Genomic DNA, 16,401 nt, shown 5'->3' on the forward strand with positions numbered 1-16,401 from the left:
ACTACCTCGCGTGGATACTGAATTTACGTTCAACCAGCTTAAGTAAGCCCGTCGAAACACTGGTGAAGAATAAGAAGATAATCGCCACTGTCATATAAAAGGTAAATGGCATTTTGGTTGAACCCGCCGCCAGTGCGCTAACACGCACCATATCTTCTAGGCCAATAATGGAAACCAGCGCGGTAGTTTTGAGTAAAACTAACCAGTTGTTACCAAAACCCGGCAGTGCGTGACGAATCATTTGCGGTAATAGAATACGACGGAACGCTAGAACAGGTCCCATTCCATAGGCCTTTGCTGCTTCCATTTCACCGCTATCAACCGCCATGATCGCACCACGGAAGGTTTCAGCCATGTAAGCGCCAAAGATGAAGCCAATAGTTAAGACACCAGCAACAAAAGGACTGACATCAATATAATCTGGTAAGTAAGCGGTCCATTCGTGGTTAGGATCACTTGATGTGAACCACTCATTGAGCCACTCATTGATGGAATACAAACTGTTGTTTAAAAGGATTTGTCCACCAAAGAAAATCAGCATCATCAAGACGAGATCAGGGATGCCTCGAATAACGGTTGTGTAGAGGGTTGCGATAGCACGAGCCCAGCGATAAGGCGCTAGTTTTGCTAAGGCACCTAGCATACCAAGAACCATAGCTAAAATTAGCGACAGCAAGGCAACTTCGATTGTGAGCACCGCCCCTTTCAGGATCGACGCTTCATATCCTTGTAAATCAAACATAATGCATTCCAACAGAACTGCGAAAAAGTTGGTAAGACAGGGAGAGGAGAACCTCTCCCTTAAGAAGTGATGCTAGAGATTACTCACCGTATACGTCGTAGTTGAAGTATTTAGCAGCGATCTCTTGGTAGATGCCTTTTTCACGTAGTGAAATGATTGCAGCATCTAATTGCTTAGTCAGATCTTTGTCTTGCTTACGTAGAGCAATACCAAAACCTTCACCGAACCACTTAGGATCTGTTAGTGATGGACCAACAAATTCGTAGTCTTCACCACCAGCTTTGTTTAGGACACCTTCTTCTAGAGCAGATGCATCACCCAGTACAGCAGCAACACGACCGTTAGCTAGATCAAGGTAAGCTTCATCGAATGAACCGTAACGAACGATTTCTACAGTGTCGCCGTAGTTGTCTGTTAGGTACTTATCGTGCGTTGTTGCACGTTGAACGGCGATCTTTTTACCACTTAGATCATCAAAGTTAAGGTCGGCACCTTTCTTAGCGATGAAATTGTTTGGGATAAGTGCGTATTTACCAGTGAAGTCGATCTTTTTCTTACGCTCTTCCGTGATAGACATTGCCGCGATGATCGCATCATATTTACGAGCAAGTAGAGAAGGAATAATACCATCCCAATCTTGTGCAACGATCTTACACTGCACCTGCATTTCAGTACAAAGCGCGTTAGCCATATCGACATCGAAGCCTTTCAGTGAACCGTCAGCTTCTGTCCAGCTAAATGGAGGGTAAGCACCTTCAATACCGAAACGTACTGTTTTCCATTCTTTTGCTTGAGCTACGCCCGTTGCAGCAGTTGCAGCAAGTGCCGCGACTAATAACCACTTTTTCATATCCCTACTCCTGTGATTTAGGTTTTTATGTTTTGCTAGTTTTAATATTGTGTTTGTTGTTACTTATTAACTTACTTGTTGTGTTTTATTGTTCACACCGTCGCAGTTTACCTTGGCAACGGCATTTCAATTCTGATTAGTAAATCGATGAGATAAATTGTTGTAAACGCTCAGATTCAGGTTCCGTAAACAGTTTAGCTGGATCGCCCTGTTCTTCCACTAGACCTTGATGCAAGAACATCACATGGTTAGATACGTCACGAGCAAAAGCCATTTCGTGAGTTACCACAAGCATGGTTCTTCCCTCTTCTGCTAGATCGCGCATTACACCAAGCACTTCGCCTACTAACTCAGGGTCTAATGCCGATGTAGGTTCATCAAACAGCATAACTTCAGGATCAACCGCTAGCGCTCGCGCAATCGCAGCACGTTGTTGTTGGCCGCCAGACAAATGGCCCGGATAGTAATCTTTACGCTCATACAGTCCTACTTTCTTCAGTAGTAACTCTGCATTTTCAATCGCTTGTGCTTTAGGTACGCCCAAGACGTGAACAGGCGCTTCGATAACATTTTCGAGAACGGTCAGGTGAGACCACAGATTGAAACCCTGAAAAACCATTGCCAGACGAGAACGGATTCGCTGTACTTGTTTTTCATTGGCAGGAACAGAAACACCTTGGCGGTTGTTTTTCATTTGAATTAATTCGCCATTAACCCAAATCTCGCCTGCGGTAGGTGTCTCTAAAAGATTGATACATCTAAGGAAAGTACTCTTACCCGACCCTGAAGATCCGATAATCGATACTACATCGCCTTTATGCGCAGAAAGTGAAATTCCCTTTAAAACTTCATTTTGACCAAACGTTTTGTGTAGATCCTTTATGTCCAGCGCTGGTACATCTTTCATGCGCTTTCTCTCCCAAGTTTGTGAAAATGCAAGGTACTCCGACCTTTTCATGCGATACAAACTAGCACCACACGGAATAACATGCAACAAATTATTAACCTAATAATTTGGAATAAATAGCGATTCACTCTGACTTATTATGCAAAAGGTAGCGTTTTTGTCTCAATTTAATGAATGAGTTCTATCAATAAGCTGTAATTACACCCCTTACATTGTTTAAATAAAGTTAATCAAAATGAGATTCTCGTAGCTGGATGTCTCACAAGAAAAACACGTTTTGTGAACTTATAAACATTACTGTCGACAAAATATAGCGCACGCATTCAGCACACCAACCTCACCATAAGACACAATTATTTTAAGGTTATTACATTGTAAGTATTTTACTCAGAGCGTGGGACAAGCGAGTAATAGTGAGATAACTCAGTAAACATAAAGCATTCAGCCAATGCCATAGCGTTAAAGGCTCGGAGAAGATAAGAAAACGACAGTTTGTGAAAACTAATTACACGATTCATCAATGGGAAGTTAATGAATCGCTGCGTTTTGTAGCTTTCTTTCACATACACTCATAAAGTGATCAAGATCAATCACCCTAAAGGGTAAGCTTGTTAGACTCCCCAGCAAAGAATAAGGCATTAAAAATGCCAAACATTTCTTTTAACTTAGCTGCATAAAGCACATCAAAACCGTGCAACATAATGTTAATGAGTTATAACTAAGAAATAACGCAATTACGCGAACTTATAGAATTCAATTTTAGAATTACTAACATAAAATATGAGGAATCTATGTCAGACGTTGTGAACAATGCGAACTCTGAAGTAGAAGAGAAAAGCTATAAAGAGCTACACCGCCCTGCTTCTGAATTTGAGAGCCGCTCAGATTATCTAGATCACGAGCTTCAAATCATGAAGCCTCGCCGCTTCGGTCTAAACCTTCCAGGTCGTGACTTCCGCTTTGAACTTGAAGACCTTGTTCCTGCACTTGCTGGTACCATTGGTATCATCGCGATGTACTCTGCAGTAATGATGTCTTGGGCTGATGGCCTAACTCAAGCTTGGGATCACGTAAACCTTGGTAAAGAGTTTGCGATTGAAGTCGCTCGTGTAGAAATGCTTATCCCTGCACTGCTGTTCTGTATCCTTGCTTCTGGTTTCTTTAACCCTAAAGCAAACCTTGCCGGTAACCACGGCCCAATGATTCCTCTTATTGGTACCATCGCTCTCGCTGGTGCTCACCCTCTTGCATTGGCAATCCTTATCGGTATCTTCGGTCTAATCCTAAGTTTCCTAAAAGGCGGCTCCAAGCTGGTTAACCTGACTTCGGAAGGTACCGCGGGGGGCTTGCTTATCTTCTTAGGCCTAACGGGTACCATGAGCCAAATCAACTCGATTCAAGAATGGGCGGTTGGTCTTCAATCTTCTACTGTTGAAGCGGGCAGCATGGGTTACGTTGGTTTAATCGTTCTTGCTATTACTATTGCTATCTACGCTTTCCTAGCAAAAGTGAACAAGCGTTGGTTAGCTATTCCAGTGTGTGCATTCACTGGCCTTGCTATTGCATTAGTATTAGGTGCTGGCTTCGACATCGTATTCGAAACTGAAATGGGTATTCCAAACCTAAACCCAGTTTACTGGTGGGGTTCGACTTCTGAAGGTTGGATGCTTGGCTTGCCAAACGTTGAACACTTCATTGCATCTCTACCATTTGCAATCCTTGCTGTAGCAATGTGGTCACCTGACTTCCTAGGTCACCGTATCTTCCAAGAGCTTAACTACCCTAAACGTTCTGAAAAAGTACTAATGGACGTAGATGACACAATGACTATGTGTTCAGTTCGTCAAATGGTGGGTACAGCGGTTGGTGGTGGTAACATCACATCTTCTTGGGGTACGTACATGATCCCAGCAGCAATCGCGAAACGTCCAATTCCTGGCGGCGCAATCTTGCTTGGTTCTCTATGTATTATTGTTGCGATTCTTGGTTTCCCAATGGATGTAGCAGTATGGCCACCAGTGATGCGTGTTGCGCTACTTGTAGGTGTATCTCTGCCTCTACTTGAAGCGGGTATGCAAATGGTTAAGGATTCAAAAGATTCTCAAGCAGCAGGTATCTGTATCTTCGGTTCAGCAGTTGTTAACCCAGTATTAGCATGGGCACTGACTATGCTTCTAGATAATAACGGTCTAATTGGTGATAAAGAGCGTGCGAAGCGTCTATCATTTGTAGATAAGATTGTTATCCCAGTTGGCGTTTTAGTTATCTGTCTAGTAGCAATGCTTGCAGTTGGTATGCTAGAAAGTCAATATGGCCTAAAAGCTTGGCTATAATGGTCCTTACTACACAAAAGTAGTATTAGGATTAAAAAAAAGTTTGGGTGGCAACCCCTGCCACTCAAATTTTTTCAACTTTTTTTGGCATTTATTGATTTAGTTTAAGGTTTGCAGAAATTTTTTAGCGTAGTCTTGAATACATAGAGTAAAGACAACATATAAAAGGTAGTGACAATATATATAACCATATGACGCTTATATGCTCATATATATTGTTATTAATAAGAGTGTACTACCCTTACGAGGGGCGCTGGCTCAACAGTGTTAATGTACGTATTTTTTCTACTAAAAAGGTAGGTATGTCATGGCAGAGCAATTTGCTAAAGCTTGGGAAGATTTTGCTGCAGGTGAGTGGCAAAGCGAAGTAAACGTTCGTGATTTCATTCAAAAGAACTACACGCCGTATGAAGGCGACGAGTCTTTCCTAGTTTCTGAGGGTACTGAAGCAACTAACAAGCTTTGGTCTTCGGTAATGGAAGGTATCAAACAGGAAAACGCAACTAAAGCACCTGTAGATTTCGATACTTCTGTTATCTCTACCATTACTGCTCACGATGCAGGTTACATTGAGAAAGATCTTGAGACTATCGTTGGTCTACAAACTGAGAAGCCACTAAAACGTGCAATCATCCCTAACGGTGGTGTACGCATGGTTGAAGGTTCTTGTAAAGCATACGGTGAAACTCTTGACCCAATGGTTTCAAAAATCTACTCAGAGTACCGCAAAACACACAATGCTGGCGTTTTCGATATCTACACTCCTGATATCCTAAAATGTCGTAAGTCTGGTGTTCTGACTGGTCTTCCTGATGCTTACGGCCGTGGTCGTATCATTGGTGACTACCGTCGTGTTGCACTTTACGGTATTGATTTCCTAATGAAAGACAAAGCGGCTCAATTCGCATCTCTACAAGAGCGTTTCGAGAACGGCGAAGATCTTTCTGCAACAATGCAATTGCGTGAAGAGATCTCTGAGCAACATCGTGCTCTAGGTCAAATCAAGCAAATGGCTGAGAAATACGGTTTCGATATCTCTGAGCCAGCTCAAACAGCTCAAGAAGCTATCCAGTGGACTTACTTCGGCTACCTAGCTGCTGTTAAATCTCAAAACGGTGCTGCAATGTCTCTAGGTCGTACTTCGACTTTCCTAGACATCTACATCGAGCGTGATATCGCTGCTGGCAAAATCACAGAAGACCAAGCACAAGAAATGATCGACCACTTCGTAATGAAGCTGCGTATGGTTCGTTTCCTACGTACTCCTGAGTACGATGAGCTATTCTCTGGCGACCCAATCTGGGCAACAGAGTCTATGGGTGGTATGGGTATCGACGGTCGTACGCTAGTAACGCGTTCGAACTTCCGTTTCCTAAACTCTCTATACACTATGGGTCCTTCTCCAGAGCCAAACATCACTGTTCTTTGGTCTGAGCAACTACCTGACGGCTTCAAACGTTTCTGTGCGAAGGTATCTATCGATACTTCTTCTATCCAGTACGAAAATGATGACCTAATGCGTCCTGACCTTGAGTCTGATGATTACGCTATCGCTTGTTGTGTATCTCCAATGATCGTTGGTAAGCAAATGCAGTTCTTCGGTGCTCGTGCTAACCTTGCGAAAACAATGCTTTACGCAATCAACGGCGGTGTGGACGAAAAACTTAAGATGCAAGTTGGTCCTAAAGAAGCGCCAATGACTGACGCTGTTCTTGATTACGATAAAGTAATGGACCGTCTAGATCACTTCATGGACTGGCTAGCTAAGCAATATGTGACTGCACTAAACAGCATTCACTACATGCACGACAAGTACAGCTACGAAGCGTCTCTAATGGCTCTTCATGACCGTGACGTTCGTCGTACAATGGCTTGTGGTATTGCTGGTCTATCTGTTGCAGCTGACTCACTGTCTGCAATCAAGTTCGCGACTGTTAAACCAATCCGTGACGAAGATGGCATCGCAACTGACTTCGAAATCGAAGGCGATTACCCTAAATACGGTAACAACGACTCTCGTGTAGATGATATTGCTTGTGAACTAGTTTCTACGTTCATGAACAAGATCCGTAAGCTTAAGACTTACCGTAACTCTATCCCTACACAGTCAGTTCTTACTATCACGTCTAACGTGGTTTACGGTAAGAAAACAGGTAACACTCCAGACGGTCGTCGTGCTGGCGCTCCTTTCGCTCCTGGTGCAAACCCAATGCACGGTCGTGATGAGAAAGGCGCTGTAGCTTCACTAACGTCTGTAGGTAAACTACCGTTTGCTGACGCACAAGATGGTATCTCTTACACGTTCTCTATCGTGCCAAACGCACTAGGTAAAGAACAAGACAGCCAACGTGCTAACCTTGCAGGCCTAATGGATGGTTACTTCCACCACGAAGCTGGCATTGAAGGTGGTCAACACCTTAACGTTAACGTTCTTAACCGCGAAACTCTTGAAGACGCAGTTAAGCACCCTGAGAAATACCCTCAGCTAACAATCCGTGTATCTGGTTACGCTGTTCGCTTTAACTCTCTAACTGCAGAGCAACAAGCTGACGTAATCGCACGTACATTTACTGAGTCTCTATAAGCTCACGCTCAATAGACAGTAAATAATATTAGCCTCGCCAATGTGCGGGGCTTTTTTATATCTGAAATAAATCGCACTGCTCTCACCTATCCCGCGAAATGTTAGGTTGAGCAAAAAAGCACCCTGCCATTCACTTTTTTTCCACAAATTCTGTCAAATTACGGTAATATCGCGGTTCATAATTTAAGAGTAACTGCTCCATGAAATACCTGCGTTGTTTACCCCTGATTCTTCTCTCTTTCTCATCTTTAGCCTCTGAGCGTTCTACGCTGACTTTTGCTTTAGATAATGATGGTATTTTTGGTGTCGACCAGGACTATACCAACGGCTTATTTCTGGGTTACACATCATCAAGTATTACGCCATACAACTGGGCCAAACCACTGAGCCTTTCTTACTGGGGCGCAAGCTCTCTAGATAAGTGGGAAATCACCATTGGCCACAAGATGTATACGCCTTCTGACATTGAGTTAGAAACGCCATCGGCTAATGATCGCCCATACGCAGGCTACCTACACACTGAATTCAACTACATCAGCTTAAACCCACAGCAAGCCCAGCGTTTTAATATCACGTTTGGTACCACGGGCGAACGTGCACTTTCAGAAGACGCTCAAAAGCTGGTTCACTCAATCACTAAGTCGGATGAGCCGATGGGTTGGGAATACCAAGTCGATGATGAGTGGGCGGGAAGCGTTGGTTACCTAAGCCATTTCAACCTAATGCGTAATCAAGCTCTTGCGAATACTGACTACGAAATCTCTAACGTTTCAGAAATCAACGTCGGTAACTTTAGAAGTGATATCTCGACTGGTTTTATGTTCCGTTGGGGTACGGACTTAGGCGGTAACTTTGGTGCAGCCAACATCACCACAGAAAACCCATTCAAACCTGGCATGATCGGCGCATCAAACACAGGTTGGTTTACCTATGCAGGCCTTGAAGGTCGTTACCGATTTAACGACCTGACTATCGAAGGCGATCGTTCTGAAATCGAAGATAATTGGCCGAATCCAGAACAATACGATGTGACTTTAGAGAACATTCAGGCTACTGCTGTGCTTGGTGTCGCTTGGTATAACCAATACGTTGGTGCATCTTTCGCGCTAACCGCAAAAACTCCTGATTACAAAGAAGCAAAAGAGTCTGTTTATACCACTGGCGGTATCACAATGTTTGCTTTCTTCTAGCCACCAGTAAGGGCTTTCGTCCTTTACTTATCCAGTTCAATAAAGGCAATCATCTTCACAGGTGATTGCCTTTATTTTTAAAGGTCTCGTTACCATTTGACCCTATTTTATGTACCGTTTTTGTAATAAAATAAACGATATAAATTCCTCTACGAGAATAGCTCATGTCTACAACTGGTCGCATTCACTCATTCGAATCTTGTGGTACTGTCGATGGCCCTGGTATCCGCTTTATTGTGTTTCTTCAAGGCTGCTTAATGCGTTGTATGTACTGTCATAACCGTGATACATGGGATCTTCATGACGGAAAGGAAGTAACGGTCGAAGAGATCATCAACGAAGCAAAATCATACCGTCATTTCATGAAAGCATCGGGCGGTGGTATCACCTGTTCTGGTGGTGAAGCGATGCTACAACCTGAGTTTGTTCGTGACTTTTTCCGCGCAGCTCAAGCTGAAGGCATCCACACTTGTCTTGATACTAATGGCTACATTCGTAAGCACACTGAAGTGGTTGATGAAGTCCTAGAAGCCTCTGATCTAGTTATGTTGGATCTTAAGCACATGCGAGATGAGATTCACCACGATTTCATTGGTGTATCAAACAGACGTACTCTTGATTTCGCACGCTACCTACACAAAATCGGTAAGAAGACGTGGATTCGTTATGTGATTGTCCCTGGCTACACAGATACGCCTGAAGATGCTCATCTGCTAGGTGAATTCATCAAAGACATGGACAACATCGAGAAAGTAGAACTTCTTCCATACCATAAGCTTGGTGCACATAAGTGGGAAGCACTTGGTTTTGACTACCCTCTTGAAGGTACAAACCCGCCGAGCAAAGAGAAAATGGACGAGATTGTTGCGGTTCTTAGCCAGTACCATTCAAACGTAAAATACTAATCTAGACTTACGTTCATAGTGTTTTCAAACGCCTCAATTTCGATTGGGGCGTTTTCTTTTCGAGCCAAACAATCCTTTCACTTTTCTTTACAACTTTTGTTTATCAATTCAAAAAATCATATTAAATCCGTGTTGAGATCATGTTTCCACTCGTAGGAATGCTGTTACTCTTACTGCAACAAAAGAATACAACATTTAGTTTTTTAGTGAGGCTCCTCCCATGGAAATGACCAATGCTCAGCGTCTAATTCTATCAAATCAATACTACCTAATGTCTCAAATGGACCCTGAGAACTCCGCTAAATACCAACGTCTACAAACGATTGTAGAACGTGGTTACGAACTCCAAATGCGTGAGCTTAACAAAGAGTTTGGTTGTTTGACTGAAGCAGAATGTCGCGAAATTATCGACATCATGGAGATGTACCATGCAATGCAAGAGTCGAACAAAATGCTTGCAGAACAAGAGCGTGCTGAAGTAGACCAACGTCGCCTGCAGTTCTTAGGTTTTGATATCGCTTCTGAAGCGCAGATCGTACACTACGTGCGTTTCCTTGTTGATTCTGAAGGTCTTTACCCTCAATTCGACAAAGCAGATCACCACTTCAATAGCCAAATGCCAATGCTAGAGAAGTACCGTCGCATGCTAACAACATGGCGCAACTGTCCTCGTCAGTACCACCTATGTGCGACAGAGCTATCTCAAATCTTTAGCGCTTAATACGTTAATAGATCAGCGATAACTTTTAAAAAAAGTTTCAAGAAAAAGGGTTACTCATCATGAGTAACCCTTTTTTAATGTTCGTACACAAAGAGAAAAACCAAAGTAATTAAAAGACGTAAGCAACACCAACGTTTGCGGCCATGTTGATGCCACTTTCAAGTATTGGGCTATTCTCTATATCACCTTCAAGGTTGGTATAACGAACGCCACCAGTTACTCGAACATTTGGCGTAACATGCAGATAGCCACCTAAGCCAATAAAGTACTGACCATCCCAGTCTGCGTCGAATTCATTTAAGTTAGTTCTTGCCGCTTCAGCTGAACTCACACCATATAAATGATTGTTCAAACGCTCGCTGTTGTAGGCGTAACCAATAGATGGGGTAATCGCCCAGCCATTGCGACGAATAGGTAGACGCCATGCCGCTTCCGCATAGATGCCGTTGTGCTTAAAGCCTAAATCCGAACCAGCAGTCGCTTCAAACATACCAACCAGAGTGATCACTTGATAGCTGATACCGCCCAATATCGAGGCATCGCGCTCATCCAACTTTTGAATATCGACGTTATCGGAATCACCCGGCTTTAATGTTCTTGAATCATAGACCGCTCGAAATACGATGTTTTGCGGTGAGCCTGCTGGTAATAAACGATAACCAGCGCTGAAACCACGCATAAAGAAGTGCTCGCCTTCATAACCAACCATAGGGATCACGGCACGGTTTGACGGTGTATCTTTATAAACAGCAGGAGAATAAGAGGCGGCAACACCCAATGACCACTGCGAGATTCTTGCATGTGCTGTCGTTGAAGCCAGTAACGCAGCACTGATAGCCACTATTTTTAACCCATTATTCTTCACTACATCTACCTATTTATTGAGCAATTTTTGATAACGCCGCGCATTATATGGCACTTCATTCCGAAAAATCAATAGAGCCCAGTTATACATCTAATGCACATAAATCCATTGTGAGTATTATTAAGCGACCTAAAATCTCAAAACAAACGGCCAGATCCCCTCGAATGTAAAATAATTTGATTCTACGCGCCTCAAGTTGCGTATTGTGCTCGCCACGTTTTTCACACGCAAAATTGTAAATAAATACATAATTGTTAAGCAAAATTGTGGAAGCGGGTCTAACCTTAAAATGTAGGGAGAGCCTATTTTTCAATCGCTCGTCAGTTTTGACTGGTTAACAAGGGGAATGTGACTATGAGTATTTTTGACCACTATCAATCACGTTATGAAGCAGCCAAGGAAGAAGAGCTGACATTGCAAGAGTTCTTAGGGCTGTGTAAAGACGATAAAAGTGCTTACGCTAATGCTGCCGAGCGCTTATTACTAGCCATTGGCGAACCGGAGGTCATTGACACCGCTCAAGACCCTCATCTGAGTCGTATTTTCTCAAACCGTGTCATCTCACGCTACAGCGAATTTAAAGATTTCTACGGTATGGAAGATGCGATTGAACAGATTGTTTCTTACTTAAAACATGCTGCGCAAGGTTTAGAAGAACGTAAACAAATCCTTTACCTACTTGGCCCTGTGGGCGGTGGTAAATCTTCTCTCGCTGAAAAACTCAAAGCCCTGATGCAGAAACTGCCAATCTATGTATTGTCTGCTGACGGTGAACGAAGCCCTGTAAACGATCACCCATTCTGTCTATTCGATGTTAACGAAGATGGCGACTTATTGAAGAATGAATACGGCATCGAGAAACGCTATCTTCGCTCAATTATGTCTCCGTGGGCAGCGAAACGTCTGCACGATTTTGGCGGTGATATTTCCAAATTCAAAGTCATCAAACTGCGCCCTTCTATTCTCGATCAAGTCGCGATCGCGAAAACAGAGCCAGGTGATGAAAACAACCAAGATATCTCGTCTTTGGTTGGTAAAGTTGATATTCGTAAACTTGAACACTTCTCTCAAGATGATCCTGATGCCTACAGCTACTCCGGTGCGCTATGTAAAGCCAACCAAGGTGTGATGGAATTCGTGGAGATGTTCAAGGCACCAATCAAGGTATTGCACCCTCTACTAACGGCAACACAAGAAGGTAACTTTAACGGTACCGAAGGGCTTTCTGCACTGCCATTTGACGGTATGATTCTGGCTCACTCGAACGAATCTGAGTGGCAGACCTTCCGTAACAACAAAAACAACGAAGCCTTCCTCGACCGTGTGTACATTGTAAAAGTCCCTTACTGTCTGCGCGTCTCTGAAGAAGTTAAGATCTACCAGAAACTACTTGAACACAGTGAGCTATCGAAAGCCCCTTGTTCACCGAGCACACTCGATCTGCTATCGCAATTCAGCATCCTATCGAGACTGAAAGAGCCTGAAAACTCTTCTCTGTTCTCAAAAATGCGCGTTTACGATGGTGAAACCCTAAAAGACACCGATCCAAAAGCGAAGAGCTACCAAGAGTACCGAGACTATGCTGGCGTTGACGAAGGCATGTCTGGGCTATCAACGCGTTTCGCCTTTAAGATCCTATCTCGTGTGTTTAACTTCGACCAAGCCGAAGTGGCCGCGAACCCAGTGCACCTGTTCTACGTTATTGAGCAGCAAATCGAACGTGAGCAATTCCCTCAAGAGACCGCTGAGAAGTATCTAGAGTTCTTGAAAGGATACCTAGTGCCACGCTACGTAGAGTTCATCGGTAAAGAGATTCAAACCGCTTACCTAGAGTCTTACTCTGAGTACGGTCAAAATATCTTCGACCGCTATGTCACCTACGCAGACTTCTGGATTCAGGACCAAGAGTACCGCGATCCAGAAACAGGCCAGCTATTTGACCGTGCTTCTCTGAATGGTGAACTAGAGAAAATCGAGAAAACCGCCGGTATCAGTAACCCTAAAGACTTCCGAAATGAGATTGTGAACTTTGTGCTTCGTGCCAAAGCCAACAATAACGGTCAAAACCCAGTGTGGACGAGTTACGAGAAACTGCGCACTGTGATTGAGAAGAAAATGTTCTCTAACACAGAAGAGCTACTTCCTGTTATTTCGTTCAATGCTAAGACCTCAACGGATGATCAGAAAAAACATGACGACTTCGTTGCTCGTATGATGGAAAAAGGCTACACCGAGAAACAAGTGAGACTGCTATCAGAGTGGTATTTAAGAGTTCGTAAATCCTCATAACTAAACGGTATTGAGCTGCTCAACTGAGCAGCTCGTATAAACCAATAACTTTTATACCTAATTAAATCAATAACTCTTATACCCGAATAAAAAGTAGGATCGCGACATCAGCTGAGAGGGAGTTCTTATGGCACAATTTATCGATCGGAGGCTCAATGGCAAAAATAAGAGTGCTGTGAATAGACAGCGTTTCTTACGACGCCATAAAGAGCAAATCAAAGAATCTGTGGCCGATGCAGTTAACCGACGCTCAATCACCAATACAGAAACAGGTGAAGACGTCACTATTCCCCATAAAGACATCAAAGAGCCGAACTTTCACCAAGGTCAAGGCGGCGTAAGAGAGCGCGTTCACCCAGGTAATGATCAGTTCATCACTGGCGATAAAATCGAACGCCCTAAAGGTGGTGGTCAAGGTGGTGGCTCAGGCCAAGGCGACGCAAGCCCTGATGGCGAAGGCCAAGATGAATTTACCTTCCAAATTTCAAAAGATGAGTATCTTGATATTCTCTTTGAAGATTTAGCTCTACCTAATCTAGAGAAAAATCAGGTCAACAAAATCACCGAATGGAAAACTCACCGCTCTGGTTACCAAAGCGCGGGGATTCCATCCAACATCGCTATCGTTCGTTCACTGCAGCAATCTCTGGCTCGTAGAACCGCGATGACAGCAGGTAAAAAGCGTGAGCTTAACCTACTGATGGAGCAGCTTGACCAAGTTAAAATGACGGAGCCGGCGCAACCTTTTGAAGAGGGCCGCCTCAAAGAAGAGATTGCCGAGTTACGTAAAAAGATTGAAAGCGTGCCGTTCATTGACACCTTCGACTTACGTTTTAAAAACTACGAGAAGCGCCCTATTCCATCTAGCCAAGCCGTGATGTTCTGTCTAATGGATGTATCGGGCTCTATGGATCAGGCCACAAAAGATATTGCGAAGCGCTTTTATGTTCTTCTGTATCTGTTCTTAAACCGCACCTACGAAAACGTCGATGTTGTGTTTATTCGTCACCATACTCAGGCTAAAGAGGTCGACGAACATGAGTTTTTCTACTCACAAGAAACGGGTGGCACCATTGTTTCGAGCGCACTGAAACTGATGAAGGAAATTGTCGCAGACCGCTACCCTGCTAATGAGTGGAACATCTATGCAGCACAAGCCTCTGATGGCGATAACTGGGCGGATGACTCTCCTCGTTGTAAAGAGTTACTGGTCAATACGCTTCTGCCAACTTGCCAATATTACTCTTACATCGAAATAACACGCCGCTCTCATCAAACGCTTTGGCACGAATACGAAAAACTCGAGAGTAGCTTTGACAACTTTGCCATGAAAAACATTAAAACGGTGGATGATATTTTTCCTGTGTTTAGAGAACTGTTCCAGAAAGAGACAGCGTAAGGGAGTTTGCCATGACAGCGAAATCAAACGTTGCAGAGAAAGACAAAGCTGCAAAGAAGAAAAACGACAAGATGCTGCCTGATGGTCCAGATTGGACATTCAACCTCTTGGAGAAATACCACGTAGAAATCAAACGTGTGGCGCGGCATTACCGTTTAGATACTTACCCAAATCAAATTGAAGTGATTACTTCAGAGCAAATGATGGATGCCTACTCGAGCATTGGTATGCCGATCAATTACAACCACTGGTCATTTGGTAAGAAATTCATTCAAACCGAGCAAAACTACAAGCATGGCCAAATGGGCTTGGCATACGAAATCGTAATCAACTCCGATCCTTGTATCGCTTACCTGATGGAAGAGAACACGGTCACAATGCAGGCACTGGTAATGGCTCACGCTTGTTACGGCCACAACTCTTTCTTTAAAGGCAACTATCTGTTCCAAACATGGACCGATGCCAGTTCCATCATCGATTACTTGTTGTTCGCTAAGAAGTACATTAGTGGTTGTGAAGAGAAATATGGCGTCGCTGAGGTCGAGCAGCTCCTTGATTCTTGCCATGCACTGATGAATTACGGCGTAGACCGATACAAACGCCCTGAGAAGATTTCCATTGCAGAAGAGACAGCAAGGCAAGAAGAACGCGAAGCTTATCTGCAATCTCAAGTGAATGAGCTGTGGCGAACCGTTCCTCAGAATAAAAGTAAGGAAGAAGAGACCAAGATCCGCTTCCCTAGTGAGCCTCAAGAAAACATTCTCTACTTTATCGAGAAGAACGCACCACTGCTTGAACCTTGGCAGCGTGAGTGTGTTCGTATTGTTCGCAAGGTGAGCCAATACTTCTACCCTCAGAAACAAACTCAAGTGATGAACGAAGGCTGGGCAACCTTCTGGCACTACACCATTCTTAACCACCTTTACGACGAAGGCTTGGTGAGTGATAAGTTCATCTTAGAATTCCTACACAGCCACACCAGTGTCGTCGCACAACCCGCCTACAATAGCCCTTATTTCAGCGGAATAAACCCTTATGCGCTTGGCTTTGCGATGTTTAGAGACATCCGACGCATCTGTGAAGAGCCAACCGATGAAGACCGAGAATGGTTCCCAGATCTGGCAGGAAGTGATTGGTTAGAAGCGGTGCACTTTGCGATGCACAATTTCAAAGATGAAAGCTTTATTAGCCAATACCTTTCTCCAAAAATCATTCGAGACTTTAAGCTGTTCTCTGTACTCGACGACGACCGTAAAAATACCATTGAGGTAAGTGCCATTCATGATGATCCGGGCTATCGCCTGATTCGTGAGAAGCTTGCGGCGCAATACAACCTAAGTAACCTTGAACCAAACATTCAGGTATTTAATGTCGATGTTCGTGGTGACCGCTCAATGACACTGCAATATGTGCCTCATGACCGTATCCCGCTTGATAAAGGCTACGACGAAGTGATGAAGCATCTCTATCGCCTGTGGGGCTTTGATGTGATTTTGGAAGAGCTCAAAGATACGGGTCATAGAGAGATTCTGACTACTTGTCCAAAACGTAATGATTATGGAGCCAAGATTTAATATCAATCACAGTAAGTAAGTGCTTGGTATAAAACTCCGCTC

General features: G+C 43.7%; 12 protein-coding genes. 8 read left to right on the forward strand and 4 right to left on the reverse strand.

The genetic code is table 11. The features are described from left to right. Position 1 precedes the first annotated feature (1 nt). The 3 genes from HRQ85_RS12610 to HRQ85_RS12620 form a co-directional block, all read right to left on the reverse strand. Positions 2–742, reverse strand: a complete 741-nt coding sequence (locus HRQ85_RS12610; protein WP_017066929.1) for an ABC transporter permease — start codon at positions 740–742, stop codon at positions 2–4. Between the two features lie 79 nt (positions 743–821). Then, positions 822–1,592, reverse strand: a complete 771-nt coding sequence (locus tag HRQ85_RS12615; protein WP_050621843.1) for an ABC transporter substrate-binding protein — start codon at positions 1,590–1,592, stop codon at positions 822–824. A gap of 136 nt (positions 1,593–1,728) precedes the next feature. Next, positions 1,729–2,499, reverse strand: coding sequence for an ABC transporter ATP-binding protein (locus HRQ85_RS12620; protein ID WP_004736532.1), 771 nt, complete (start codon positions 2,497–2,499; stop codon positions 1,729–1,731). A gap of 791 nt (positions 2,500–3,290) precedes the next feature. On the opposite strand from HRQ85_RS12620, the gene HRQ85_RS12625 reads away from it, so the two are divergent. From HRQ85_RS12625 to HRQ85_RS12645, 5 genes are all read left to right on the forward strand, one after another. Further along, positions 3,291–4,832: a DUF3360 family protein gene (locus tag HRQ85_RS12625; protein ID WP_048616229.1), complete on the forward strand. Its 1,542-nt coding sequence runs from the start codon at positions 3,291–3,293 to the stop codon at positions 4,830–4,832. Positions 4,833–5,139: 307 nt separating this feature from the next. After that, a complete protein-coding gene (gene pflB, locus HRQ85_RS12630; RefSeq protein WP_050621844.1) occupies positions 5,140–7,416 on the forward strand; it encodes a formate C-acetyltransferase in 2,277 nt (758 codons plus the stop codon). A 200-nt stretch (positions 7,417–7,616) separates the two neighbouring features. Beyond that, a complete protein-coding gene (locus tag HRQ85_RS12635) occupies positions 7,617–8,606 on the forward strand; it encodes a lipid A deacylase LpxR family protein (protein ID WP_172379758.1) in 990 nt (329 codons plus the stop codon). Positions 8,607–8,770: 164 nt separating this feature from the next. Next, positions 8,771–9,511 (forward strand): pyruvate formate lyase 1-activating protein, encoded by a 741-nt coding sequence (gene pflA / locus HRQ85_RS12640; protein ID WP_010437353.1) that lies wholly within the window; start codon positions 8,771–8,773, stop codon positions 9,509–9,511. A gap of 220 nt (positions 9,512–9,731) precedes the next feature. After that, a complete protein-coding gene (locus tag HRQ85_RS12645; RefSeq protein WP_017066932.1) occupies positions 9,732–10,232 on the forward strand; it encodes a YfbU family protein in 501 nt (166 codons plus the stop codon). 109 nt (positions 10,233–10,341) lie between these two features. Here the strand turns inward: HRQ85_RS12645 and HRQ85_RS12650 are convergent, their stop codons facing one another. Beyond that, entirely contained in the window at positions 10,342–11,097 is a 756-nt protein-coding gene (locus tag HRQ85_RS12650; protein WP_172379759.1) for a MipA/OmpV family protein, read from the reverse strand. A 354-nt stretch (positions 11,098–11,451) separates the two neighbouring features. Here HRQ85_RS12650 and HRQ85_RS12655 point away from each other — a divergent pair, with 354 nt between their 5' ends. From HRQ85_RS12655 to HRQ85_RS12665, 3 genes are all read left to right on the forward strand, one after another. Then, on the forward strand, positions 11,452–13,386 hold the full coding sequence (locus HRQ85_RS12655; protein ID WP_029405329.1) for a PrkA family serine protein kinase: 1,935 nt from the start codon (positions 11,452–11,454) through the stop codon (positions 13,384–13,386). A 127-nt stretch (positions 13,387–13,513) separates the two neighbouring features. Next, positions 13,514–14,785, forward strand: coding sequence for a YeaH/YhbH family protein (locus HRQ85_RS12660; protein WP_017062133.1), 1,272 nt, complete (start codon positions 13,514–13,516; stop codon positions 14,783–14,785). 11 nt (positions 14,786–14,796) lie between these two features. After that, complete coding sequence (locus tag HRQ85_RS12665) at positions 14,797–16,359, forward strand: SpoVR family protein (RefSeq protein ID WP_172379760.1); 1,563 nt, start codon at positions 14,797–14,799, stop codon at positions 16,357–16,359. Positions 16,360–16,401 lie beyond the last annotated feature (42 nt).

Source organism: Vibrio sp. Vb339 (assembly GCF_902751245.1).
GTDB lineage: Bacteria > Pseudomonadota > Gammaproteobacteria > Enterobacterales > Vibrionaceae > Vibrio > Vibrio coralliirubri.